This window comes from Kribbella sp. NPDC056345, from assembly GCF_042262745.1.
GTDB lineage: Bacteria > Actinomycetota > Actinomycetes > Propionibacteriales > Kribbellaceae > Kribbella.
The window spans coordinates 157,614-181,964 of sequence record NZ_JBHJQQ010000009.1 but is presented as its reverse complement, the minus strand read 5'-3'; the positions used below and the strand labels follow the sequence as shown (position 1 = coordinate 181,964).

At 67.9% G+C, this 24,351-nt stretch carries 21 protein-coding genes, 1 pseudogene and 1 riboswitch; of the genes and pseudogenes, 9 read left to right on the top strand and 13 right to left on the bottom strand.

Annotated elements, in window-relative coordinates; translation table 11 throughout:
• Position 1: 1 nt before the first annotated feature.
• The 7 genes from ACFCV3_RS29840 (at position 2) to ACFCV3_RS29810 (ending at position 8,345) form a co-directional block, all read left to right on the top strand.
• Positions 2 to 484, top strand: a complete 483-nt coding sequence (locus ACFCV3_RS29840; RefSeq protein ID WP_376035440.1) for a GNAT family N-acetyltransferase — start codon at positions 2 to 4, stop codon at positions 482 to 484.
• Positions 481 to 1,329 carry a 3-methyladenine DNA glycosylase gene (locus tag ACFCV3_RS29835; protein ID WP_376035439.1) on the top strand — a complete coding sequence of 283 codons (849 nt, stop codon included), beginning with the start codon at positions 481 to 483 and terminating at the stop codon, positions 1,327 to 1,329. The genes ACFCV3_RS29840 and ACFCV3_RS29835 overlap by 4 nt, the downstream gene beginning before the upstream one ends.
• Before the next feature lie 9 nt (positions 1,330 to 1,338).
• Positions 1,339 to 1,533, top strand: a complete 195-nt coding sequence (locus ACFCV3_RS29830) for a hypothetical protein (protein WP_376035438.1) — start codon at positions 1,339 to 1,341, stop codon at positions 1,531 to 1,533.
• Positions 1,534 to 1,582: 49 nt separating this feature from the next.
• Entirely contained in the window at positions 1,583 to 3,493 is a 1,911-nt protein-coding gene (locus tag ACFCV3_RS29825; protein ID WP_376035437.1) for a potassium transporter Kup, read from the top strand.
• Between the two features lie 70 nt (positions 3,494 to 3,563).
• A complete protein-coding gene (locus ACFCV3_RS29820; protein WP_376035436.1) occupies positions 3,564 to 4,145 on the top strand; it encodes a DinB family protein in 582 nt (193 codons plus the stop codon).
• 46 nt (positions 4,146 to 4,191) lie between these two features.
• A riboswitch (cobalamin riboswitch) is annotated at positions 4,192 to 4,317 on the top strand.
• Between the two features lie 135 nt (positions 4,318 to 4,452).
• Complete coding sequence (locus ACFCV3_RS29815; RefSeq protein ID WP_376035435.1) at positions 4,453 to 7,281, top strand: ribonucleoside-diphosphate reductase subunit alpha; 2,829 nt, start codon at positions 4,453 to 4,455, stop codon at positions 7,279 to 7,281.
• A complete protein-coding gene (locus ACFCV3_RS29810) occupies positions 7,278 to 8,345 on the top strand; it encodes a ribonucleotide-diphosphate reductase subunit beta (protein WP_376035434.1) in 1,068 nt (355 codons plus the stop codon). Before ACFCV3_RS29815 ends, ACFCV3_RS29810 begins: the two co-directional genes overlap by 4 nt.
• A 42-nt stretch (positions 8,346 to 8,387) precedes the next feature.
• On the opposite strand, the gene ACFCV3_RS29805 is transcribed toward ACFCV3_RS29810, so the two are convergent.
• The 7 genes from ACFCV3_RS29805 to ACFCV3_RS29775 form a co-directional block, all read right to left on the bottom strand.
• Complete coding sequence (locus ACFCV3_RS29805) at positions 8,388 to 9,566, bottom strand: alginate lyase family protein (RefSeq protein ID WP_376035433.1); 1,179 nt, start codon at positions 9,564 to 9,566, stop codon at positions 8,388 to 8,390.
• An 81-nt stretch (positions 9,567 to 9,647) separates the two neighbouring features.
• Positions 9,648 to 9,899, bottom strand: coding sequence for a hypothetical protein (locus ACFCV3_RS29800; protein WP_376035432.1), 252 nt, complete (start codon positions 9,897 to 9,899; stop codon positions 9,648 to 9,650).
• Positions 9,896 to 11,485, bottom strand: a complete 1,590-nt coding sequence (gene cimA, locus ACFCV3_RS29795) for a citramalate synthase (RefSeq protein WP_376035431.1) — start codon at positions 11,483 to 11,485, stop codon at positions 9,896 to 9,898. Before cimA ends, ACFCV3_RS29800 begins: the two co-directional genes overlap by 4 nt.
• A gap of 234 nt (positions 11,486 to 11,719) precedes the next feature.
• Complete coding sequence (locus ACFCV3_RS29790) at positions 11,720 to 12,118, bottom strand: hypothetical protein (RefSeq protein WP_376035430.1); 399 nt, start codon at positions 12,116 to 12,118, stop codon at positions 11,720 to 11,722.
• A 94-nt stretch (positions 12,119 to 12,212) separates the two neighbouring features.
• Entirely contained in the window at positions 12,213 to 13,301 is a 1,089-nt protein-coding gene (locus ACFCV3_RS29785; protein ID WP_376035429.1) for a branched-chain amino acid aminotransferase, read from the bottom strand.
• Positions 13,302 to 13,340: 39 nt separating this feature from the next.
• The gene (locus ACFCV3_RS29780) at positions 13,341 to 14,390 is read right to left on the bottom strand and encodes a 3-isopropylmalate dehydrogenase (protein WP_376035428.1); all 1,050 of its coding nucleotides are present in this window, start codon (positions 14,388 to 14,390) and stop codon (positions 13,341 to 13,343) included.
• The gene (locus ACFCV3_RS29775) at positions 14,387 to 14,566 is read right to left on the bottom strand and encodes a hypothetical protein (RefSeq protein WP_376035426.1); all 180 of its coding nucleotides are present in this window, start codon (positions 14,564 to 14,566) and stop codon (positions 14,387 to 14,389) included. Before ACFCV3_RS29775 ends, ACFCV3_RS29780 begins: the two co-directional genes overlap by 4 nt.
• Positions 14,567 to 14,689: 123 nt before the next feature.
• Between ACFCV3_RS29775 and ACFCV3_RS29770 the strand changes: the two genes are divergently transcribed.
• Positions 14,690 to 15,256, top strand: coding sequence for an O-methyltransferase (locus ACFCV3_RS29770; RefSeq protein ID WP_132413807.1), 567 nt, complete (start codon positions 14,690 to 14,692; stop codon positions 15,254 to 15,256).
• A gap of 54 nt (positions 15,257 to 15,310) precedes the next feature.
• A complete protein-coding gene (locus ACFCV3_RS29765) occupies positions 15,311 to 15,820 on the top strand; it encodes a hypothetical protein (RefSeq protein WP_376035424.1) in 510 nt (169 codons plus the stop codon).
• A gap of 93 nt (positions 15,821 to 15,913) precedes the next feature.
• Here the strand turns inward: ACFCV3_RS29765 and serA are convergent, their stop codons facing one another.
• From serA to ilvD, 6 genes and pseudogenes are all read right to left on the bottom strand, one after another.
• On the bottom strand, positions 15,914 to 17,512 hold the full coding sequence (gene serA / locus ACFCV3_RS29760) for a phosphoglycerate dehydrogenase (protein WP_376035422.1): 1,599 nt from the start codon (positions 17,510 to 17,512) through the stop codon (positions 15,914 to 15,916).
• Positions 17,513 to 17,591: 79 nt separating this feature from the next.
• Positions 17,592 to 18,776 (bottom strand): serine protease, encoded by a 1,185-nt coding sequence (locus ACFCV3_RS29755; protein ID WP_376035420.1) that lies wholly within the window; start codon positions 18,774 to 18,776, stop codon positions 17,592 to 17,594.
• A gap of 134 nt (positions 18,777 to 18,910) precedes the next feature.
• Entirely contained in the window at positions 18,911 to 19,930 is a 1,020-nt protein-coding gene (gene ilvC / locus ACFCV3_RS29750) for a ketol-acid reductoisomerase (RefSeq protein ID WP_344155832.1), read from the bottom strand.
• Positions 19,931 to 20,123: 193 nt separating this feature from the next.
• Positions 20,124 to 20,627 (bottom strand): annotated as a pseudogene (gene ilvN, locus ACFCV3_RS29745) (acetolactate synthase small subunit); the annotation flags it as partial.
• Positions 20,627 to 22,375, bottom strand: coding sequence for an acetolactate synthase large subunit (locus ACFCV3_RS29740; protein WP_376035418.1), 1,749 nt, complete (start codon positions 22,373 to 22,375; stop codon positions 20,627 to 20,629). The gene ACFCV3_RS29740 and the pseudogene ilvN, both read right to left, overlap by 1 nt.
• A gap of 290 nt (positions 22,376 to 22,665) precedes the next feature.
• Positions 22,666 to 24,333, bottom strand: a complete 1,668-nt coding sequence (gene ilvD / locus ACFCV3_RS29735) for a dihydroxy-acid dehydratase (RefSeq protein ID WP_376035416.1) — start codon at positions 24,331 to 24,333, stop codon at positions 22,666 to 22,668.
• Positions 24,334 to 24,351 lie beyond the last annotated feature (18 nt).

Sequence of the window (24,351 nt, the reverse complement as noted above, 5' to 3'; positions counted from 1 at the left end):
GGTGACTTGGGAGATCCGCCAGGCCCGGCCGGACGAGTACGACGCCGTCGGCGACCTGACCGTGGACGCGTACACGCACGACGGTTTCGTCCGCGGTGAGTACGCGATGACGCTGCGTGCTGCTGCCGATCGGGCAGCCAAGGCTGAGCTGTGGGTCGCGGCGGACTCCGACGGCCTGCTCGGCACAGTGACCTACTGCCCGCCCGGCTCGGTGTACCGCGAGATCGGGCTGGAGCACGAGGGCGAGTTCCGGATGCTCGGAGTCGCCGGACGCGCGCGTGGACTCGGGATCGGGACTGCCCTCACCTCGCATTGCATTGAGCGCACCCGTGAGCTCGGCCTGCCGCGCATTGTTCTCAGCAGCGCGGTAGCCATGACAACCGCCCACCGCATCTACGAACGGCTCGGCTTCACCCGGCTGCCCGAGCGGGACTGGGCGCCGATCCCCGGTCTGGACCTCTACGCGTTCTCTCTCGACCTGTGACCACTCTGCTCAGATCTGACTGGGAGCCTCTCCAGCTCGCCCACACCGCGCGGGCCGATGCGCTCTTGGCCGGCCATCTCGCCCGTAAGCAGCGCCGGGAACCACACCCGGTCGAGGACTTCCTGTTCACCTACTACTCCGCCCGGCCGAACCAGCTCCGCATCTGGCACCCCGGCCCGGGTCTCCGGTTGCTCGACGCCCCCGAGTACGCCGAACGCCGTGGCTACGTGGTGATCGATGGCGCTGCGCAACTCGATCCCGCCGAGATCGACCGGCGTACCGACAGCATCACCTGGATCCGCGCGCTGCTGAGCGCCACGCTGGACCGCCAACCGCAGTTCGGGTGTTTCGGGTTGCACGAATGGGCCATGGTGTACCGGACGGACGCCGTACGGCATCAGAAGTGGCCGTTGCGGTTGGGGGCCGAGGGCACCGATCAGGTGGTCGAGTCGCACAAGATCGGCTGCTCGCACTTCGACGCCTTCCGGTTCTTCACCGACGCGGCCCGGCCACTGAACGTCCTGCAGCCGACCCGCGAGGCCCAGCCCCAGCTCGAGCAGGGCGGCTGCCTGCACGCCAACATGGACCTCTACAAGTGGGCCACCAAGCTCACGCCGTTCACGCCGAGCCCACTCGTCCTGGACTGTTTCGAGCTCGCCCGCGACATCCGCACGCTCGACATGCGCGCCTCGCCCTATGACCTGGCACCGCTGGGTTATGACCCGGTGCGGATCGAAACGACGGCAGGCAAGGCCGAGTACGCCGCCGCCCAGCGATCCTTCGCTCAGCGCGCCCGCCCGCTCCGCGAGCAACTCGTCGCCCTGTGCAACGAACTTCTCCACTAGTCTCCGTCCATGGGAAAGATCGTCGCGATTGCCTTCGGTGTGCTGCTGACCGCGCTCGGCGCCGTCTGGGCGTTGCAGGGCCTGGGGTATCTCAAGGGCAGCTCGATGACCGGCAGTTCGCTGTGGGCCATCGTCGGCCCGATCGTGGCCGCCTTCGGCGTCGCGCTGGTCTTCGTGGCGATCCGGGGTCCACAGAAACGCTGACCCGCACGCCGTCCGGGAGCCGTACCGGACGCGTGGTTCAATGCAAATCGTGACGAGCCAGACCACGGGGGCCCGGACCCCGGCCAAGGCCGCTTTGATGATCGGCGCCCTCGGCGTCGTGTTCGGCGACATCGGGACCAGTCCGATCTACACGATCCAGACGATCTTCAACCCGGGTGATCCGCACCCGGTGGAGACCGCCACCCAGAACGTGTACGGGATCATCTCGCTGATCTTCTGGGCGGTCACGATCATCGTGACGATCAAGTACGTGCTGCTGGTGCTGCGCGCCGACAACCACGGCGAGGGCGGCATCCTGGCGATGATCACCCTGATCCAGAACATCCCGCGCACGAGCGGCCGCCGGACGACGGTACTGCTGGCCGGGCTCGGCATCTTCGGTGCGTCGCTGTTCTTCGGCGACTCGATGATCACGCCGGCGATCTCGGTCCTGTCCGCGGTCGAGGGCGTGAAGGTGATCCAGCCCGGTCTGGACGCCTGGGTGGTGCCGATCACGGTGGTGATCATCATCGGGCTGTTCAGCGTGCAGAAGCACGGCAGTGCCCGGATCGGCCGCTCGTTCGGGCCGATCATGATCGTCTGGTTCGTGGCGATCGCCGTCTGCGGGATCGGCGGCATCCTCGACCACCCGACCATCCTCAAGGCGCTCTCGCCGACGTACGCGATCGGGTTCCTGACCGGGCATTTCGGCACCGCCTTCTTCGCGCTGGCGGCCGTCGTACTGGCGATCACCGGTGCCGAGGCCCTGTACGCCGACCTCGGGCACTTCGGCCGCAAGCCGATCACGCGTGCCTGGCTGTTCCTCGTCTTCCCGGCCTGCATCATCAGCTACCTCGGCCAGGGTGCGCTGGTGCTGGAGGATCCGAACGGCTACACCAGCCCGTTCTTCCTGCTGGTGCCCGAGTGGGGCCGGATCCCGATGGTGGTGCTGGCGACGGCGGCGACCGTGATCGCGTCCCAGGCGGTCATCACCGGTGCGTTCTCGGTCGCCCACCAGGCCGTCCAGCTCGGCTACCTGCCGCGGCTGCGCATCCAGTACACCTCGACCGAGACAGCCGGCCAGATCTACGTCCCGTGGGTGAACTGGGCGCTGATGATCGCCGTACTCACCCTGGTCTTCGCGTTCGAGACCTCGGCCGCGCTGGCGTTCGCCTTCGGGATGGCGGTCACCGGGACGATCGTCATCAACTCACTGCTGTTCTTCTACATCGTCCGGAAGCAGTGGCAGAAGCCGTTGTGGATGGTGCTTCTCGGTGCCGCCGTCTTCCTCACCGTCGAGCTGCTCTTCCTCGGCGCCAACCTGACCAAGTTCGTGCACGGCGCCTGGCTGCCGCTGCTGATCGCGCTCTCCGTCTTCCTCGTCCTGACCACCTGGCAGCAGGGCCGCCAACTCGTCACCGCGAAACGCGAACGCGAAGAGGGCCCGCTCCGCGAGTTCATCGACACCCTGCACGAGCGCCCACTCACCCGCGTCGACGGTACGGCGGTCTTCCTGAACCGCGGCAACACCACCGTCCCGCTGGCGATGCGCGCCAACGTCGAGCACAACCACGTCCTGCACAAGAACGTGGTGATCCTCTCCATCGAGACCCTCACGGTCCCGCACGTCCCCGCCGACGAGCGTGTCCTGGTCGACGACCTCGGCTACACCGACGACGGCATCATCCACGTCACCGCCCGCCTCGGCTACGTCGAGACCGCCAATGTCCCCGAGATTCTCGAACAAGCCGCCGCCCAGAGCACCGAGCTCACCGTCGACCCCGACGACACCTCCTACTTCCTCTCCGCCATCGAACTCAAACTCGGCGACACCACCGGCATGCCCCGCTGGCGCAAGCGCGTCTTCCTGGCCACCACCGCCATCACCGCCGACGCCGCCGAGTACTTCCACCTCCCCCGCGAACAGGTCGTCATCGTCGGCTCCCAGATCACCGTCTGACAGCGGGTTTGACTTTCGGGCCTCGCCGGGGAGAAACTTCGAACAGGTGTTCGAATGAAGGGTGAGGCCCATGCCGGAGGCGTTCGACTGGGAGATCCTGCATCGGCCGTCGGCGATGGCCATGGTGCGGGGGCAGCTGGGGTTCAGTTGGATGGTGCTGTCGGGGCGGTTGGCGCAGCTGACGGACGAGGAGTACTTCTGGCAGCCGCGGGGTGCGGCGCTGACCGTCGTACGGCGGCATTACCCGAGCCACTACCGGTCACTGGGGTCCGGGGAGTGGGTGGCGCAATGGCCGGACGAGCCTGATCATCGGGGGCCGCGGACGATCGCGTGGTTGATCGCACATCTGACCGAGACGTTCTTCGAGCGGTGGGAGTGGACGTTCGGGCCGCGGCAGCAGAGCCGGGGCGACATCACCTTGCACGGGAATGCGCGGGATGCGGTGGCCTGGCTGACGCACTGGGTGGAGGCGTGGCAGGACGGGATCGCGTCGTTGCCGGAGGATCAGGTGACGACGGTGGGGCTCAGCCAGGCGACCGAGCTGGACGCCGGCGAGCCGTTCGGGCACGTCGTGTTACGGCTCAACCGGGAGCTGATCCATCACGGATCAGAGATCATGACGTTACAGGATCTGTATGGCGTCGCGGCGTGAGAACCACAACATGTGCGATGTCCGGCGTGTCGGCACCGCTAGATCTAGTGGCTGCCCTAGAGTCGGTCGAGTTGGCGATCAGGGGAATCCGGTGCGAGTCCGGAGCTGCCCCGCAACGGTGAGCAGAGAGTTTCTGCGAGTCCGGATACCTGTCGCCGGCGCGTGCGCCGCCGGTGCACGCGGTCCGAGACCTCGAGGGTGGGTCGCAGGGCGAGACGACAGTTTTCCGGCCGGTGCTGTCCGTCCCGTCATGCGCTCATGCCTCCTGGTCGCGGTCCTCCGCACACGCAGGGAGAGAAGAGCTTCTGTGACCATTGCTTCCACATCCCGATCGGCTGCCGGCCCGGCGGACCGAGGGGCTCAGCTGACCGTCGTCCGCCGCGACGGCAGTACCACTGGTTTCGACGCGACCAAGATCTCGGTCGCCGTCACGAAGGCGTTCCTGGCGGTCGAGGGTAACGACGCCGGCGCCACCCACCGGGTCCGCGACCTGGTCACCGACCTGACCGGCCGGGTCGTCGAGGCCCTGACCAGTCGCGGTGACATCCGCCGTACCGTCCAGGTCGAGGACATCCAGGACCAGGTCGAGCTGGCTCTGATGCGCGCGGGAGAGCATCAGGTCGCCCGGGCCTACGTGTTGTACCGCGAGGAGCGGACCAAGGCCCGCACCCCCGCCGACCCGGCCGGGCTGGCCACCACCAAGCCGGTCGTGTCGGTCCGCCAGGCCGACGGGACCCTGGTTCCGCTCGATGTCGAGCGGCTGCGGGTGATCGTTGCCGAGGCTGCCGCCGGGCTGGACTCCGTCGACCCCGAGCAGATCCTCGACGAGACGATCGGCTCCTGTTACGACGGGATCGCCCAGCACGAGGTCGAGCTGGCCCTGGTGATGGCCGCCCGGTCGTACGTCGAGACCGAGCCGCAGTACAGCTATGCCGCGTCCCGCCTGCTGCTGGACCAGATCCGCCGCGAGGCGCTCGGCCGGGTGCACGGCGAGCCCCGGCAGGCCAGCCAGGCCGACATGGCCACGGCGTACGCCGAATACTTCCCGCGCTACATCGCGACCGGGATCGAGGCCGGTCTGCTCGACCCCGAGCTGGCCACCTTCGACCTCGACCGGCTGTCGGCGGCGATCCGGCCCGAGCGCGACCTGGACTTCGCTTTCCTCGGTCTGCAGACGCTGTACGACCGTTACCTGCTGCACATCGACAAGACCCGCTTCGAGCTGCCGCAGGCGTTCTTCCTGCGGGTCGCGATGGGGATGGCTCTGCGCGAGGAGGACCGCGAGGGCCGGGCGATCCAGTTCTACGAGTTGCTCAGCTCGTTCCGGTTCATGTCGTCGACGCCGACCCTGTTCAACTCCGGTACGACGCGCCCGCAGCTGAGCTCGTGCTTCCTGACCACGGTCGACGACGACCTGGCCGGCATCTTCGCCGGGATCCGCAACAACGCCCTGCTCGCCAAGTACTCCGGCGGACTGGGCAACGACTGGACCCCAGTCCGCGGGATCGGCGCCAAGATCCGCGGCACCAACGGTGAGTCGCAGGGCGTCGTACCGTTCCTGAAGATCGCCAACGACACGGCCGTGGCAGTCAATCAAGGCGGGAAACGCAAGGGCGCGGTCTGCGCGTACCTCGAGACCTGGCACATGGATATCGAGGAGTTCCTCGACCTGCGCAAGAACACCGGTGACGAGCGCCGCCGTACCCATGACATGAACACGGCCAACTGGGTGCCGGACCTGTTCCTGCAGCGGGTCGAGGCCGACGGGCAGTGGACGCTGTTCTCCCCCGACGAGGTCCCGGACCTGCACGACCTGTTCGGCGATGCGTTCCTGACGGCGTACGAGAAGTACGAGGCGGCCGCCGACCGCGGCGAGATCCGGGTGTTCCGCCGGGTCCGCGCGGTCGAGCTGTGGCGCCGGATGCTGACCGTGCTGTTCGAGACCGGCCACCCGTGGATCACCTTCAAGGACCCGTGCAACCTGCGCTCGCCGCAGCAGCACAACGGCGTCGTCCACTCGTCGAATCTGTGCACCGAGATCACGCTGAACACGACGGTCGAGGAGACCGCGGTCTGCAACCTGGGCTCGGTCAACCTGGTCGCACACCTGACCGAGTCCGGTCTCGACGCCGACCTGCTCCGCGACACGGTGAAGACCGCGGTCCGGATGCTCGACAACGTCATCGACGTGAACTTCTACACCACGCCGGAGTCGGAGCGCGCCAATCAGCGGCACCGCCCGGTCGGCCTCGGCCTGATGGGTTTCGCCGACGCGCTCTTCTCGTTGCGCATCCCGTACTCGTCCGAGGCGGCCGTCGCGTTCGCCGACAGCTCGATGGAGGCGATCAGCTACCACGCAATCGAGGCGTCCAGCGATCTCGCCGCCGAGCGCGGCCGCTACTCGACGTACGACGGTTCGCTGTGGAGCCAGGGTGTGTTGCCGATCGACTCGCTGGAGCTGCTGCGGTCGGCGCGCAACGGTGACGTGATCCTGGACGTCACCACGACACTCGACTGGGACGCGCTGCGGACCAAGGTGCTGCGCAACGGCATGCGGAACTCCAACGTGATGGCGATCGCGCCGACAGCGACGATCTCCAACATCTGCGGGGTCAGCCAGTCGATCGAACCGGCGTACAGCAACCTGTTCGTGAAGTCGAACATGTCCGGTGAGTTCACGGTCGCGAACCCGTACCTGGTCGACGACCTGAAGGCGCGCGGGCTGTGGGACCAGGTGATGGTCTCCGATCTCAAGTACCACGACGGCATCCTGGAGAACATCGACCGGATCCCGGCTGATCTCCGCGAGCTGTACGCGACGGCGTTCGAGATCGACCCGCTGTGGCTGATCAAGGCCGCGTCGCGCCGGCAGAAGTGGATCGACCAGGCCCAGTCGCTGAACCTGTACATGGCCTCCCCGTCCGGGAAGGCCCTCGACGAGCTCTACCGGAACGCGTGGCGCTACGGGTTAAAGACGACGTACTACCTGCGTTCGCAGTCGAAGACCCATGTGGAGAAGTCGACACTGCAGGGCACCGACGGACGGCTGAACGCCGTCGCCGCCACCCTGGTGCTGCCCGAACCGACCGGAGCGATCTGCTCACTCGAAGACCCTGACTGCGAGGCCTGCCAGTGACCACGACGGACAACGCCACCGGCCTTGGATCGATTGCCGTCGGCGCCTCCCGCGTCGACGTCTCCGACAAGGCGATGATCAACGCCCGCGCCGACGTCAACCAGTTGCTCCCGCTGAAGTACACGTGGGCCTGGGAGAAGTACCTGGCCGGCTGCAACAACCACTGGATGCCGACCGAGGTCTCGATGCAGGCCGACATCTCGCTGTGGAAGAGCAAAGACGGCCTTACCGACGACGAGCGGCTGATGCTGAAGCGCAACCTCGGCTTCTTCGCCACCGCGGAGTCCCTGGTCGCGAACAACATCGTCCTGGCCGTCTACCGCCAGCTCACCAATCCCGAGTGCCGGCAGTACCTGCTGCGCCAGGCCTTCGAGGAGGCCGTGCACACGCACACCTTCCAGTACATCTGTACGTCGCTCGGTCTGGACGAGGGCGAGCTGTTCAACATGTACCGCGAGGTGCCGTCGATCTCCGACAAGGACGCCTGGGCGCTGAAGTACACCCAGCATCTGGAAGACCCGGACTTCAAGACCGGTACTCCGGAGTCCGACACCGCGTTCCTGCGCGACCTGATCGCGTTCTACGTGGTCTTCGAGGGCATGTGGTTCTACACCGGCTTCGCGCAGATCCTGTCACTCGGCCGCCGGAACAAGATGGTCGGGATCGCCGAGCAGTACCAGTACATCCTGCGCGACGAGTCGATCCACCTGAACTTCGGGATCGACTGCATCAACCAGATCAAGCAGGAGAACCCGCACCTGTGGACCGAGGCCTTCCAGGCCGAGGTCCGCCAGATGCTCACCGAGGCCTGCGAGCTCGAGGTCGCCTACGGCCGCTCCACCCTGCCCAACGGCATGCTCGGCCTGACCGCCGACCGCTGCGAGCAGTACATGCACTTCATCACCGACCGCCGCGCCGAGCAGATCGGCCTCGCCCCGATCTTCGGCGAGACCCGCAACCCGTTCGGCTGGATGTCCGAAGTCATGGACCTCAAGAAGGAGAAGAACTTCTTCGAGACCCGCGTCATCGAGTACCAGTCCTCCAGCGGCCTCAGCTGGGACTGACCCGACGGCGGCCCCGGATCACCCGGGGCCGCCCCGGGTAGGTCAGCGGGGGTTGTTGGCGTGGGTGAGGGTTTCCCAGGCGAAGAAGTAGTTGGCTCCGGCCGGGCGCTTGGACTCGGTGTACCGCAGAGTCGTGGGCATCTCCTGGCCGAGGCGGTTGTGGTAGTGGTTGTAGACGATCTCGGTGACCGGACCGAGGCCCAGTTTCACCGTTCCGCCACAGAGGTTCGACGGCACCGCCGTACCGGTCTCGTAGCGGGTGTGGAAGTAGTAGCCGTCGGTGAGTCGCTTGCCGGCCTCGCCGTACAGGTTGACGCCTTGGTGCCAGGCGGTCTCGGCGACGTGGGTGGCCGCCGTCAGTCCCCAGCCGGTGTGGCCGAAGTCGCGGCAGGTCTCCTGCGCGAGGCCGTTCGAGAACGTGGACTGGCCTTGCCAGTAGTCGACGATCTCCTCGCGGGTGTCCTTCGACGAGCAGGTGGACGGCGCCTTCGGCCAGGCGCCGTCCGTGGTCTGGTAGACGTAGCCGGGCAGCCGGCCGCGCCAGATACTGACCGCCTTGTCGAAGGCCGCCTTGTCGTCGAGGAAGACCGCGATCCCGATCGCGGCATCGGTCATGATCAGTTCCCAGTTGCCGTTCTTGCACCCGGCGCCGTTGCGGATCTCGGGCAGGTACACGGTGCGCAGCATGTTCTCGAACCGCGTTCGCTGGGCCCACGAACCGCCGTACGTGTGTTTGATCAGTTCACCGGAGCGTGAGAACGACGCCCCGGACCATCCGGTCTGCAGGGGTGCGTTCGAGTTGGTGTGGTCCTTCAGTACGGCGGACCACGCGTCCATGATCTGGATCGACTTCTTGGCGTAGCGGTCGTCGCGGGTGAAGTACCAGAGCAGGGCATGCGTGTACGCCGCGAGCGCGTCGGTGCGTTCGTCCGAACAGCCGTAGTTCGGGTTCGAGTTCGAACCGCATTCGACGACGGCACGTGGCTTCGGTGTGTACGACAGGGCGGCGTACGTGCTGGCCTTCATCGCGTCGTACGCCGCCTTCTGCGGCTGGGCTCCGGCCTGAACCTGCTGCCGGGCGAAGTCGAGCTGGGCCTGGTCGACGAGCACACCGGGATGCTTGAAGGCCGCAGGTGCCGCCGAACTGGGGGCGGCAACGGTGAGGGCGGCGATCAGCGTCAGCGTGACGGCGACGAGGAGTGGGCGGTGCAGTCTGGTCATTGCTGCCTCCTGGGGGCGGTTGGGGCATGCGCCATCGAAGCTACCCAGGAGAGAACGATTAGTAAACCTTCTTGACCTAATTCAGTTGACGGTGACCTCCAGGACGCCGATCACCTTCTCCAGGCGGGCGGCGACCCGGCCGGCGTCGAAACCGTTGCCGGCCACAACGATCTCCAGCGTGCTCGACTCGAGGCAGAGCGCGAGGCGGCGGACGTCGTACGGGTTGAGGAGTACGGCGATGCGCGCGAACATGCCCTCGGTCTCGACGATGGCGGCGGTGAAGACCGTGGTGACAGCCGGGGCGACGGCGGGTGCGTCGAGGACGGTGGTCATCGGGCTTCCTCCTTGTGGCGCAGGAGGCCGAAGGTGAAGCCGTCGACGAGGGCCTCCCAGCTGGCCTCGACGATGTTGTGGCCGACTCCGACCGTGACCCAGGACCCTTCGCCGTCCGCGGTCTGGATGAGGACTCTGATCACCGCGTCGGTCCCGTGCCCCTGGTCGAGGATGCGGACCTTGTAGTCGACGAGCTCGAACTTGTTCACGACCGGGTAGGCCCGCTCGATCGCCGTCCGCAGCGCGTGGTCGAGCGCGTTGACCGGGCCGTTGCCTTCGCCGGTGACGATCTCGCGCTCTCCCCCGGCGACCAGCTTCACCGTCGACTCCGAGACGGCCTCGCCGTCGGCGCGGGACTCGGTGATGACCCGCCACGACTCGACGTCGAAGAACGACGCCCGCTTGCCGGTGACCTCTTCGGTGAGCAGCAGCGAGAACGACGCGTCGGCCGACTCGAAGGTGTAGCCGCGCGCCTCCATCTCCTTGACCCGGTCGGCGACCCGGCTGACCAGCTCGCGGTCGCTACCGAGGTCGAAGCCGAGCTCGCGGCCCTTGAGCTCGACGCTGGCCCGGCCGGCCATCTCCGAGACGAGCATCCGCATGTCGTTGCCGACCAGGGCCGGATCCGTGTGCTGGTAGAGGTCCGGGTCGACCTTGATCGCGCTGGCGTGCAGCCCCGCCTTGTGGGCGAAGGCGGACAGGCCGACGTACGGCTGCCGGGTCGACGGCGGCACGTTCGTCACTTCGGCGATCGCGTGCGCGATCCGGAACGAGTCGGCCAGGTTGCCGGCCGGCAGCAGCTCCATCCCGCGCTTGAGTTCGAGGTTGGCCACGACCGCGAGCAGATCGGCGTTCCCGGTGCGTTCGCCGTACCCGTTGATCGTGCCCTGGACGTGCGTGACGCCGGCCTCGACGGCGGCGATCGAGTTCGCCACCGCGCAGCCGCCGTCGTTGTGGGCGTGGATACCGAGCCGGGCCCCGGTGTTCTCGAGGACGTCGCGGACGATGTCCTGCAGCTCGCGGGGCAGCGTGCCGCCGTTGGTGTCGCAGAGCGCGACCACGTCGGCGCCGGCCTCGGCCGATACGCGTACTACTTCCAGCGCGTACGCACGGTTCGCGCGGTAGCCGTCGAAGAAGTGCTCGGTGTCGAGGAAGACCCGCTGCCCGTGCTCACACAGGTGCTTGATGGTGTCGGCGACCATCCGCAGGTTCTCGTCCAGGGTGGTCCGCAACGCCCGCTCGACGTGCGCATCGTGGCTCTTGGCAACGAGTGTGACGACCGAGGCCCCGGACTCGCGCAGCGCCGCGACCTGTGGGTCGTCGGCGGCCGCGGTCTGCGGCTTGCAGGTCGCCCCGAACGCGGCGAAGGTCGCGTTCCGCAGGTCCAGCTCGGTGCGCGCCCGCAGGAAGAACTCGGTGTCCTTCGGTACGGCGCCCGGCCAGCCGCCCTCGATGAATCCGACACCCAGGTCGTCCAGGTGCTGCGCGATGGCAATCTTGTCCGCCACGGACAGCGCGAGCCCCTCCTGCTGCGCACCGTCGCGCAGGGTCGTGTCGTAGACGTGGAACTCGTCGGAGATGCTCATGATCGAGGCCTTCCGGTGCGGCTGGCGAGTCGTAATGGGCAAACAAAAAACCTCCCGCAAGGTGCGAGAGGTCCGCGCGCTCAGGTACTGCCGACTGAGCGCGCCTAGGTAATAATCACCCGGTGGTTGTTCATGACATTTTTCAGTCTGCCACACAACGTCCACCCACTGGCGGAACTGTCTCGCATCACGAACATCTGGTACTCCTTCCAGTACTGAGGAGTAGCTGATAGTTCAGGCGGTCAGTGACCAGCCCGGGTCGTCCCAGGCGGTGTAGAAGTCCTCGCGGGACAGCTCCCGCAGTCCCCACTCCTCGCGCTCGAGCGCCTTGTCGGTGAGCATCCCCTCGTCGTCCTCCAGACGCTGCCACCAGTACCGCGTGATCTCGCCGTCCTCCCGCACCCCCAGCTGCCGGACGACAACCCACTCCCGCTCGTGCCAGACCGCCTCGAACAACCAGTCCGTCCCGTCGTCGGCCGCCAGCGCGCCGTACGTCCGCGAAGCCGTCCCGCGGTCCAGCTCCCGGATCAGCTCCACCGTCGTCCGCACCGCGACGATGGTCTCGTACGACCAGTCCCGCCGCTGGGCGAGGTCCGTGTAATAGGCCTGGACATCGTCCGGAAGGCTACTCATGCCATCCAACCCTATCGGGACCGGCTGAGAAGAAGCTGTGAACCTACGACGGCCTCCCCGGCAGCACCGGGGAGGCCGTCGTACGTCGATCGGTTCAGCAGACCTTGGTCATCCAGTTGTGGGGGTCTTCGGTGCGGCCGTACTGGAGGTCGAGGAGGGCGCTGCGGACGGCGGTGGTGACGGGGCCGCCGTTGCCGTCGGCTACCTGGACCTCGCCGTCCTTCCACTTCAGGGAGGCGACCGGGGTGATCACCGCGGCGGTGCCGCAGGCGAAGACCTCGCGGATCCGGCCTGAGGCGGCACCTTCGCGCCACTCGTCGACGGAGATCTTCCGCTCGGTGACGGGGTGGCCGAGGTCGGTGACGAGCTTCAGGATCGAGTCCCGGGTGACGCCCTCGAGGATGGTGCCGGACAGCTCCGGGGTGACGACCGAGTTGTCGTCGAGGACGAAGTACAGGTTCATCCCGCCGAGCTCCTCGACCCACTTCTTCTCGATCGCGTCGAGGAAGGCGACCTGGTCGCAGCCGTTCTCGATCGCCTCGGCCTGGGCCAGCAGCGACGCGGCGTAATTGCCGCCGGTCTTGGCCGCGCCGGTGCCACCGGGGGCGGCCCGGGTGTACTCCTCGCTCAGCCAGATCCGGACCGGCTTCACACCGCCGCTGAAGTACGAACCGGCCGGGGACGCGATCGCGCAGTACGTCACCTGGGCGGACGGGCGGACGCCGAGGAACGGGTCCGAGCCGAACATGAACGGGCGCAGGTACAGCGAGGTCTCACCGCCGCTGGGCACCCAGGCCTGGTCCAGCTCCACGAGTTGCCGGATCGAGTCCAGGAACGCGGACTCGGGCAGCTCCGGCAGCGCGAGCCGGCGGGCCGACTTCGCGAACCGGGCCGCATTGGCCTCGGGGCGGAACATGTGGATCGAGTCGTCGGGATGACGGTAGGCCTTCATCCCCTCGAAGATGGTCTGGGCGTAGTGGAACACCGAGGTCGCCGGAGACAGCTCCAGCGGTCCGAAGGCGGTGATCCGGGCGTCGTGCCAGCCGTCGTTCTTCGTCCAGGTGGCGATCGCCATGTGGTCGGAGAAGTACTGCCCGAATCCCGGGTTCGCCAGGATCTGGGCACGCTGGTCGTCGCTCGCCGGTTGGGTGTTCGGCTCAACGATGAACTTCAAAGCGCTCATAGCCGCACCGTACCTCTTGGTCGAGTGGTCATGCGAGGCTCAGCCGGCCGCGCGCTTGGCGATCGCGTCACCGATCTCCGCGGTGCTCCGGACACTGTCCGTGCGCTCCTCGATGTCCGCCGTGACGGCCGCCTCGATCGCCGCGGCGGCCTCGGTCAGGCCGAGGTGCTCGAGCAGCAGCGCGGTGGACAGGATCGCCGCGGTCGGGTCGGCCTTCTGCTGGCCGGCGATGTCCGGGGCGGAGCCGTGCACCGGCTCGAACATGCTCGGGACGCTGCGGTCCGGGTTGATGTTGCCGCTCGCGGCCAGCCCGATACCGCCGGAGATCGCCGCGGCCAGGTCGGTGATGATGTCGCCGAACAGGTTGTCGGTGACGATCACGTCGAACCGGGCCGGGTCGGTGACCAGGAAGATGGTCGCCGCGTCCACGTGCAGGTAGTCGACGGTGATGTCGGGGAACTCGGCCTTCACCGCGTCCACGGTCCGGGTCCACAGGTGGCCGGCGTGCACGAGGACGTTGTTCTTGTGCACCAGCGTGAGCTTCTTGCGCGGCCGCGCCTGCGCCCGGGCAAAAGCGTCCCGTACGACGCGCTCCACCCCGTACGCCGTGTTGACGGAGACCTCGGTGGCGATCTCGGCCGGTGTCCCGACCCGGAGCGCTCCGCCGTTGCCGACGTACGGGCCCTCGGTGCCCTCGCGGACGACGACGAAGTCGACCTCGCCCGGGTTCGCCAGCGGGGAGCCGACGGACAGGTAGATCTTCGACGGACGCAGGTTCACGTAGTGGTCGAGAACGAAGCGCAGCTTGAGCAGCAGACCGCGCTCGAGGACGCCGGACGGGACGCTCGGGTCACCGATCGCGCCGAGCAGGATCGCGTCGTGCTTGCGGATGTCCTCCAGCTCGGCGTCCGGCAGCGTCTCGCCGGTCGCGTGCCAGCGCTTCGCACCGAGGTCGTACTGCGTCCGCTCGAACGTCACGCCGTGCTGTGCGGAGACCGCGTCGAGGACCTTGAGCGCCTCGGTGATGACCTCCGGTCCGATCCCGTCCCCGGGAACGACGGCCAGCGTGAAGTTCTTGTTGTCGCTCACTTCTTGGGTTCTCCCCCGTTGTCGCGGCGGTTCATGGCCTCTTGGACAGCCTTGACCTCGTCACCGGCGGGGCGCACGGGCCGGCGACGGCGCGCCGCCTTCCGCTCCCGGCCGTCGATCGCGGGCCAGTTGGCTGGATACATGTCGTACATGCTGCACTCTCCCCGATTGGACATGGGCGGCAGGATGGGTCCGAATTTACTCTGGCATGCGACTATTTCGCCACAATGCGGGCATCCCATCCCGCTATGTGAGATCCCAGTGCGGGGACTGGACCACTGCTGTGCAACTCTCAACCGGTGAGTGCTCCTCCAGAACTACCGCCGCTGGTTTCCGCGGCCCTCAGCCTCTCCGGACGGCGTGGCTTCGTCAGCTCCACCCGGAACGAAACCGGCCGGCTGCTGGCCAGCCTGGCCGCGTCCAAGACCGGCCTGCTCGGCGAGCTCGGCACGGGCTGCGGTGTCGGTTCGGCCTGGCTGCGCAGCGGCGCGAACGAGGGGACGAAGATCGTCACCGCGGAGAGCGACCCGCAGCTGGCCAAGGTGGTGGCGGAGCTGTTCGCCGACGACGAGCGCATCGAGGTCGTCTCGGCCGACTGGACCGCACTGATCGAGCGCGGCCCGTTCGCGCTGCTCTTCGTGGACGCCCGCGAGGCCAAGCTCTCGGCCCGCGACGTGATCGCCGACGTGGTCGAGCCCGGCGGGTTCGTCGTCCTGGACGACTTCACCCCGTCCGCCGTCTGGCCGCCGATGTACGAGGGTCGCGTCGACACACTCCGCCAGGAATGGCTGATGGACTCCCGCTTCACCACCGTCGAGGTGATGGTCGCCCCCGACGCCGCCGTACTGCTCGCCACCCGGCACTGACCGCAACCGGCCAGGCCCTCCTGGGACGGCTCCAAACCTGATCGACTTGATCGGGTGGGACGCAGCCTGGAGCAAACGGCGGCGCTGGCCTGGCAGGACCGGCGCGGGATCGTGCTGTACATCGCGCCGCTGCTGACTTGGTACGCATCTGTCGTCTTCGGCCTGATCGCTGTCGCCGTACTGGTCTTCACCTACGGCCCGTCGACCTACAAGATCGGGTTCGGGGAGTCCTCGGAAGCGTGCTTCGACGCCCGCACGCTCTACCTCAGCCGGTCGACCGGCGAGGAGCTGACCTGTGGACTGACTCGCCTGAACGCCTTCTACGGTCCTGACCTGGCCATGGTCACAGACCTGAGCACAAGGCTGGCGAAGGATGGGCCCGGTCTCGACGACGCCGAGATCGCCGAGATCGAGGCCACCGTCGAGAGCATTCGCCGGGCGCACGGCGAGAAGGACCCGGCGATGCCGGAGGTGGTGCGGACGATCGGCTGGATCTTCCTCGGGTCGGGTGCCGCGGTCTGCCTCGGTAGGGCAGACGTCAATCGTCGGCATCCCGGGACATAGGTCGGGCCCGGACACTTGGGTCCGGGCCCTGACCAGCCACCATGCGCCTGCGGGTGGCTGGCTACCTAGCAGTTAAACAGCGGTTGGGGCTAGTCAGTTGTCAAGGTCCACAGTGCGGGCAGTGTCGGCCTGGACGACCGACGAGATGTCGTCCAGTACGGCGGGAGCGACGGCCGAGTCGACCGACAGCGCGACCAGCGCCTTGCCGCCCTTGCGGTCCCGGCTGACCTGCATACCGGCGATGTTGATATCGGCCTCGCCGAGGATCCGGCCGATCTGGCCGACGATGCCCGGGCGGTCCTCGTAGGTGAAGAAGGCCAGGTGCGCGGCCAGCTCGACCTCGAGGTCGAACCCGTCGATCTCGACCAGGCGCTCCGACTGCCGGACACCGACCAGCGTGCCGCTGACCGAGACCTGCGCTCCGTCGGCGAGGGTGCCGCGGAGCGTGATCAGGTTGCGGTGCTCGGGGCTCTCGTGGTCGGTGACGAGCCGGACCTCGAGGCCCCGCTCGGCCGCGAGCAGCGGTGCGTTCACGTAGGAGACGTTGTCCTCGACCACGTCGGCGAAGACACCCTTGAGGGCGGCCAGCTCGAGCACCTTGACGTCGTACTGGGTGATCTCGCCGCGGACCTCGACGTCGAGCTGCTGCGCGACGCCACCGGCCAGTGCGGTGAAGATCCGGCCGAGCTTCTCGGTCAGGGCGATTCCCGGCCGGACGTCCTCGGCGATCACGCCGCCCTGGACGTTGACCGCGTCCGGAACCAGCTCACCCGACAGGGCGAGGCGGACCGACTTGGCGACCGCGATACCGGCCTTCTCCTGGGCCTCGTCGGTCGACGCGCCCAGGTGCGGCGTGGCGACGACGTTCTCGAACTCGAACAGCGGCGAGTCGGTGCACGGCTCCTTGGCGAAGACGTCGAGCCCGGCCGCGGCGACCCGGCCCTCCTTGAGCGCCGAGTACAGCGCGGTCTCGTCGACGATGCCGCCGCGGGCCGCGTTCACGATGATGACCTCGGGCTTGACCTTGTGCAGCTGCTCGTCGCCGATCAGGCCGATCGTCTCCGGCGTCTTCGGGAGGTGCACCGAGATGAAGTCCGACGCGGCCAGCAGCTCGTCGAGCGTGGCGAGCCGGACGCCCATCTGCGCGGCCCGGCCGGCCTGCACGTACGGGTCGTAGGCGATCACGTTCATACCGAAGGCGGCCAGCCGCTGCGCGACCAGGACGCCGATCTTGCCCAGGCCGACGATGCCGACGGTCTTCTCGAACAGCTCGACACCCGAGTACTTGCTGCGCTTCCACTCGCCGTTCTTCAGCGACTGGTCGGCGGCCGGGACCCGGCGCGCGGCGGCCAGCAGCAGCGCGACCGCGAGCTCGGCGGCGCTGACGATGTTGGAGGTCGGCGCGTTGACCACCATCACGCCGGCCTGGGTGGCGGCCTTCACGTCGACGTTGTCGAGGCCGACCCCGGCCCGGGCGACGACCTTCAGCTTCTTCGCCGCGGCCAGCGCCTCGGCGTCCACCTTGGTGGCGCTACGGATCAGGATCGCGTCGACATCGGCGATGGCGGGAATCAGCTCGGCGCGGTCGGCGCCGTTCGCGTGCCGGATCTCGAAATCGGGTCCGAGCGCCTCGACGGTGGCCGGGCTCAGCTCTTCGGCGATCAGGACGACGGGACGAGTCGCATCAGTCATGGGAGATGTCTCCTGCGAAAGCGGTAGGGGCTCACAAAGGTTCAGAGCACCGCGCTGTGCCCGCTGACTTGATCGTACCTCAGAGGCTGTCGCAGGGCCTCGCGGCGGTCATCGGCTTGGACTGGTCCAGCCGCAGGACCTGGCCGGTGCGTTCCAGCTTGTACCGCATGTCGAGCCGGTTGCAGGTCTGGCCGCCCGACTGATGGGCCGTCGGGGCGAACAGCACCGAGTACGACATCCGCACGTTGACGCTGCCGTCGGGGTTCTGGGTGACCTCGGTGATCGCCGGGTCGAAGAAGTACGTCGTCTGGTGGCTCAGGCGGTCCTGCGCCACGGACAGCGCTTTTGCCAGCCGCTGCGAGTAGTACGCGCGGACCCCGGCGAAATCGTGCCGGTTCTGCAGCGTCAGGTAGTTGGCGAGCATCTTCTGGGCATCGGTGGCGAGCGAGGTCGGCGCGACCTGCAGCTTCGGGGTGACCGCACTGGCCGGGCCGCGTGACTCGGTGCAACGACCGCCGAGATCCGGTACGCCGTCGGTCTGGGCGACGTAGCCGCGCAACTCCGCGGCCGGTGCGATCCGGCTCTCGGCCACCGTCTTGCCGGTGACTATGCCGGCGAGCTGACCGGACCTGCCGACCACCGGGCCGCCGAGCTTGCCGAGGTTCATCACCTCGCTCAGCGGGCGCGGGCGGCGTACCGATCCGACCTGCTGGACCGTGAGCTCGCCGGACTGGGTGTAGCCGATCAGCGCACGCTCGGTCTGCGGGTCCGGCGTTCCGGTGGCCGGAGTCAGGGGCGGCGTGCTCGGCAGACCGATCACCTGCAGCAGCGCCACGTCGTTCCCCGTGCGGAGCACGTTGGCGCGCCGGACCAGGCCGTCCGACAGGATGACCACAACACTCTTCGGCTCCCGGACCGCGATAGCGGCGGTCAGGACGAGCCCGGGGCCGACGATCGTGCCGGTGCCTTCACCGGTGCCACTGCAGGTCGTCGCCAGCACCCGGACGACGCTGGGCCTGGCGGCGGTCAAGGCCGCGGCGGTGTCGATCGACAGCCGGTCCTGGCGGACGAACCAGCCGGCAACCGCACCACCCGCCACGACGAGCAGGAAGACCACGAGGCCGGCCAGGAAGCGGCCGAAGAGCCACGGGCGGCGCGCAGGCGGCGGCGTACGGCGTACTGGGGGTTGCAACTGAGTGAGCGGGGGCGCGCCGGCGGGGACCCGCCGGGGCGGTCGCGGCGGCGCCTGCCTGCCGTCGTGCACCACCGAATCGTCCTCCTCGTCACCCTGCGCGAACCGATGGCGATGATTCTGCCAGCTCGGACGGGCACTGCCCGGGACAAACGAAGGGCCCGGTCCATCCACCTGAATGGTCCGGGCCCTTCATGAGTACTGGATCAGCGGGCGGACGAACCCTCGACGTAGTCGTCGTCGTGCGACTTGACCCACGCCATCAGACCGCGCAGCTCCTTGCCCACGGCCTCGATCGGGTGCTCCTGGCTCTTCTTGCGGAACTCGGCGAACTCCGGCGCACCGGCGTCCTGGTCGGCGATGAAGCGGGCCGCGAAGGTGCCGTCGGTGATGTCACCGAGGACCTCCTTCATCCGCGCCTTCACCGACGCGTCGATGATCCGCGGGCCGGACACGTAGTCGCCGTACTCGGCGGTGTCGGAGACCGACCAGCGCTGCTTGGCGATCCCGCCTTCGTAGATCAGGTCGACGATCAGCTTGAGCTCGTGCAGGCACTCGAAGTACGCGACCTCCGGCTGGTAGCCGGCCTCGGTCAGCGTCTCGAACCCGGCCTGGATCAGCGCCGACACGCCACCGCACAGGACGGCCTGCTCACCGAACAGGTCGGTCTCGGTCTCCTCGGTGAAGGTGGTCTTGATCCCGCCGGCGCGCAGGCCGCCGATGCCCTTGGCGTACGACAGCGCCAGGTCCCAGGCCTTGCCGGAGGCGTCCTGCTCGACCGCGACGAGCACCGGGACACCACGGCCCTCGGTGTACTCACGCCGGACCAGGTGTCCCGGGCCCTTCGGGGCGACCATGAAGACGTCGACACCGGCCGGCGGCTTGATGTAGCCGAACCGGATGTTGAAGCCGTGCCCGAAGACGAGCGCGTCGCCGTCGACCAGGTTCGGCTCGATCGCCTCGGCGTACAGCTTGCGCTGGGCCGGGTCCGGTGCGAGCACGACGATGACGTTGGCCTCTTCGACGGCCTCGGCCGGGGTGACGACACGCAGGCCCTGGGCCTCGGCCTTCGCCCGGCTCTTCGAGCCCTCGGGCAGACCGACGCGGACGTCGACGCCGGAGTCGCGCAGCGAGAGCGCGTGCGCGTGGCCCTGCGAGCCGTAGCCGAGAACGGCCACGTGGCGGCCCTGGATCACCGACAGGTCGGCGTTGTCGTCGTAGAACATTTCTGCTGCCACTGGGAGCCTTCTCCTTGGTAGTTGCGTGAGTTTGTACGGCGTCGGGTACGGCGGAGGGTCAGCTCTGCCGGGCCACGGGACGGCCCGGCGGCGGCGCCGGCACCGGGTGGTGACGTTGTGGGGGTTGAGCCTGCACCGTCGGGGTCCCCGACTGCACGTGCGGCGGGGGCACCGGGACGGGCCGGAGGGTGCGGTCGGAGATGGAGCGGCTGCCCCGTCCGATCGCCACCATGCCGGACTGCACCAGCTCGCGGACGCCGAAGGGTTCCAGCACCCGGAGCATGGCCTCGAGTTTCTCGGGATTGCCGGTCGCCTCGATGGTGATCGCGTCCGGTGCCACGTCCACCACCTTCGCACGGAACAGCTGGACGGTCTCCAGCACCTGCCCCCTGGTCAGGGTGTCGGCCTTCACCTTCACCAGCAGCAGTTCGCGCTGAACCGTCTGCGTGGGCTCGAGTTCGACGATCTTGATCACGTTCACCAGCTTGTTCAGCTGCTTGGTGATCTGCTCCAAAGGCTGCTCGTCCACGCTGACCGCGATGGTCATCCGGGACACCTCCGGGTGCTCGGTCGGGCCGACCGCGAGGGAATCGATGTTGAAGCCCCGCCGCGAGATCAGCGCCGCGACGCGAGCCAGCACACCGTGCTTGTTCTCGACCAGGATCGACAGTGTGTGCTTGGACATCACAGCTCCTCGGTGTCCCACTTGGGCGCCATGTCGCGGGCGATCTGGATCTCGTCGTTGCTGACACCGGCGGCGACCATCGGCCAGACCATCGCGTCGCGGTGCACCACGAAGTCGACCACGACCGGCTGGTCCGTCACCGACATCGCCTTGTCGATCGTCGCGTCCACCGAGGCCTTGTCGGCACAGCGCAGCCCGACCCCGCCCATCGCCTCGGCCAGCTTGGCGAAGTCCGGGATCCGGTTCGAGTGCAGGTCGGTGTTGGAGTAGCGCTTGTCGTAGAACAGCGTCTGCCACTGCCGGACCATGCCCAGCGACTGGTTGTTGATCACGGCAACCTTGATCGGGATGCCTTCCAGGGCACAGGTGACGAGCTCCTGGTTGGTCATCTGGAAACAGCCGTCACCGTCGATCGCCCAGACGGTCTTGTCCGGCCGGGCGACCTTGGCGCCCATCGCGGCCGGCACCGAGTAGCCCATGGTGCCGAGGCCACCGGAGTTCAGCCAGTGCCGCGGCTTCTCGAACGGCAGGTAGTGCGCGGACCACATCTGGTGCTGTCCGACACCTGCGGTGTAGATCGTGTCCGGGCCGGCGATCTGACCGATCCGCTGGATCACGTACTGCGGGGACAGGCTGCCGTCCTCCGGCTCGTCGTACCCGAGCGGGTACTTCTCCCGGACCGACACCAGCTGGTTGCGCCAGACGTCGTACGACGGGGTCCGGCCGCTGGTCGCGATCTCGGTGCGGAGGGCGGCGATGAGGTCGGTGATGACCTCCTTGCAGTCACCCACGATCGGCACGTCGGCGGCCCGGTTCTTACCGATCTCGGCCGGGTCGATATCCGCGTGGATCACCTTCGCCTCGGGGGCGAACGAGTCCAGCTTGCCGGTCACCCGGTCGTCGAAGCGCGCCCCGAGCGTGATCAGCAGATCCGAACGCTGCAGTGCACCGACCGCGGACACCGAGCCGTGCATCCCGGGCATCCCGAAGTGCAGCTCGTGCGTGTCGGGCAGCGCGCCCCGGGCCATCAGCGTGGTGACCACCGGGATGCCGAGCAGCTCGGCGAGCTCCTTCAGTTCCACCTCGGCCTGCGCGCGGATCACGCCACCACCGACGTACAGGACCGGCTTCTCGGCGGCGACGATGAGGCGGGCCGCCTCGCGCACCTGCTTGGGGTGCGGGCGGGTGACCGGACGGTACCCGGGCAGCGACAGCTCGGTCGGCCACTGGAAGTCGACCTTGGCCTGCATCGCGTCCTTGGTCACGTCCACCAGGACCGGACCGGGCCGGCCGGTGGAGGCGATGTGGAACGCCTCGGCGATCGTGGTGGCGATGTCGTTCGGGTCGTTGACCAGGAAGTTGTGCTTGGTGATCGGCATCGTGATGCCGCGGATGTCGGCCTCCTGGAAGGCGTCCGTCCCGATCGCCGCGCTGGCCACCTGACCGGTGATCGCGACCAGCGGGACCGAGTCCATGTACGCGTCCGCGATCGGCGTCACCAGGTTGGTCGCTCCCGGGCCGGAGGTCGCCATACAGACACCGACCTTGCCGGAAGCCGCGGCGTACCCCTGGGCGGCGTGGCCGGCCCCCTGCTCGTGGCGTACCAGGATGTGGCGGATCTGGGTCGAGTCGAGCATCGGGTCGTACGCCGGGAGGATCGCGCCGCCCGGGATGCCGAAGACGGTGTCCACTCCGGCATTTTCCAGTGCGCGGATCAGAGCCTGTGCCCCGGTCAGCTGCTCACTCATGAGTGCCTTCCCTCAATCCTGGTCACGTTGTGTGCCTTGCTTTTTCGCGACCGATCCATCCTCGCTCGTGGCCGTTGTCCTGACGCTACTGGGTCACAGATAGTCGCCCTGGCAACAAAAAACCCCTTCCGCCGGGTTGGCTGAAGGGGCGCGCTCGACTCAGTGGTCGCGTCAGTCGGCGCGCCGCACAAGTACGAGGAGAATCGATCGCATGTAGGCATTATTCGCCCGCCGACCACGACCGGGTCAAGTTTGGACACCGCCTATCTCATTTGTTGAGATGGTTGTCTTTAGATGCAGACGGCGCCTTCGGAGGCGGAGCGGACCAGGCGGACGTATTTGCCCAGGACGCCTTTGGTGATGGCGGGTTGTCTGGGGGTCCAGCCTTCGGTACGGCGGGTGAGCTCTTCGGGGTCGACGTGGAGTTCGAGAGTGCGGTTGGCGACGTCGAGGGTGATCCGGTCGCCGTCGCGGACGAACGCGATCGGGCCGCCGTCGACCGCCTCGGGGGCGACGTGGCCGACGCAGAGTCCCGTCGTGCCGCCGGAGAAACGGCCGTCGGTGAGCAGCAGCACGTCCTTGCCGAGGCCGGCGCCCTTGATCGCGCCGGTGACCGCGAGCATCTCGCGCATCCCGGGGCCGCCCTTCGGGCCTTCGTAGCGGATCACGACGACGTCGCCGGGGTTCAGTTCCGGTACGGCGTCCATCGCCGCGCGCTCGCCGTCGAAGACGCGCGCCGTGCCTTCGAAGACGTCGGAGTCGAAGCCGGCACTCTTCACGACCGCACCTTCCGGGGCGAGCGTGCCGTGCAGGATCGTGATGCCACCGGTCGGGTGGATCGGCTTGTCCAGCGCACGGATGATCGCGCCGTCGACGTCCGGCGGAGCGATGTCGGCGAGGTTCTCGGCCATCGTCTTGCCGGTGACGGTCAGGCAGTCGCCGTGCAGCAGGCCGGCGTCAAGCAGCGCGCGCATGATCACCGGGATGCCGCCGACGCGGTCCACGTCCGTCATCACGTACCGGCCGAACGGCTTCAGGTCACCCAGGTGCGGGACCTTGTCGCCGACCCGGTTGAAGTCGGCCAGGGTCAGGTCGACCTCGGCCTCGCGGGCGATCGCGAGCAGATGCAGTACGGCGTTCGTCGAGCCACCGAGGGCCATCACCACCGCGATCGCGTTCTCGAACGCTTCCTTGGTGAGGATCTGCCGCGCGGTGATCCCCTTCTGGAGCAGGCCGACCACGGCCTCGCCGGACTTCCGTGCGTATCCGTCGCGGCGGCGGTCCACTGCGGGCGGCGCTGCCGATCCGGGCAACGACATACCGAGAGCTTCGGCCGATGCGGCCATCGTGTTGGCCGTGTACATCCCGCCGCACGCACCTTCACCAGGGCAGATCGCACGCTCGACCGCGTCGACCTCCTCCCGGGTGATCAGGCCGCGAACACAGGCACCGACGGCCTCGAACGCGTCGATGATCGTCACGTCCTTGTCGCCAAGACGGCCGGGCATGATCGAACCGGCGTACAGGAAGACGCTCGCCAGATCCAGGCGCGCGGCGGCCATCAGCATGCCGGGCAGGGACTTGTCGCAGCCGGCCAGCAGGACCGAGCCGTCGAGGCGCTCGGCCTCCATCACGGTCTCCACCGAGTCGGCGATGATCTCCCGGCTGACGAGCGAGTAGTGCATCCCGACATGGCCCATCGAGATGCCGTCGGAGACGCTGATCGTGCCGAACTCCAGCGGGTACCCACCGGCCGCGTGCACGCCCTCCTTGACCGCCTTCGCGAGCCGGTCCAGCGAGAGGTTGCACGGGGTGATCTCGTTCCAGCTCGACGCCACCCCGATCTGCGGTTTCACCCAGTCGTCGTCGCCCATCCCGACCGCTCTGAGCATTCCTCGGCTGGCGGTGGCTTCCAGACCATCGGTGACTGTGCGGCTGCGGGGCTTCACATCGACCATGGGGTCACTCTAAACAGG

Bases quoted from the DNA above. Each gene is read 5' to 3' on its own strand.
- ACFCV3_RS29830 (WP_376035438.1), top strand. From the start codon at position 1,339: ATGGGAAAGATCGTCGCGATTGCCTTCGGTGTGCTGCTGACCGCGCTC.
- ACFCV3_RS29820 (WP_376035436.1), top strand. From the start codon at position 3,564: ATGCCGGAGGCGTTCGACTGGGAGATCCTGCATCGGCCGTCGGCGATG.
- ACFCV3_RS29805 (WP_376035433.1), bottom strand. From the start codon at position 9,566: ATGACCAGACTGCACCGCCCACTCCTCGTCGCCGTCACGCTGACGCTG.
- ACFCV3_RS29800 (WP_376035432.1), bottom strand. From the start codon at position 9,899: ATGACCACCGTCCTCGACGCACCCGCCGTCGCCCCGGCTGTCACCACG.
- cimA (WP_376035431.1), bottom strand. From the start codon at position 11,485: ATGAGCATCTCCGACGAGTTCCACGTCTACGACACGACCCTGCGCGAC.
- ACFCV3_RS29790 (WP_376035430.1), bottom strand. From the start codon at position 12,118: ATGAGTAGCCTTCCGGACGATGTCCAGGCCTATTACACGGACCTCGCC.
- ACFCV3_RS29785 (WP_376035429.1), bottom strand. From the start codon at position 13,301: ATGAGCGCTTTGAAGTTCATCGTTGAGCCGAACACCCAACCGGCGAGC.
- ACFCV3_RS29775 (WP_376035426.1), bottom strand. From the start codon at position 14,566: ATGTCCAATCGGGGAGAGTGCAGCATGTACGACATGTATCCAGCCAAC.
- serA (WP_376035422.1), bottom strand. From the start codon at position 17,512: ATGACTGATGCGACTCGTCCCGTCGTCCTGATCGCCGAAGAGCTGAGC.
- ilvC (WP_344155832.1), bottom strand. From the start codon at position 19,930: ATGTTCTACGACGACAACGCCGACCTGTCGGTGATCCAGGGCCGCCAC.
- ACFCV3_RS29740 (WP_376035418.1), bottom strand. From the start codon at position 22,375: ATGAGTGAGCAGCTGACCGGGGCACAGGCTCTGATCCGCGCACTGGAA.
- ilvD (WP_376035416.1), bottom strand. From the start codon at position 24,333: ATGGTCGATGTGAAGCCCCGCAGCCGCACAGTCACCGATGGTCTGGAA.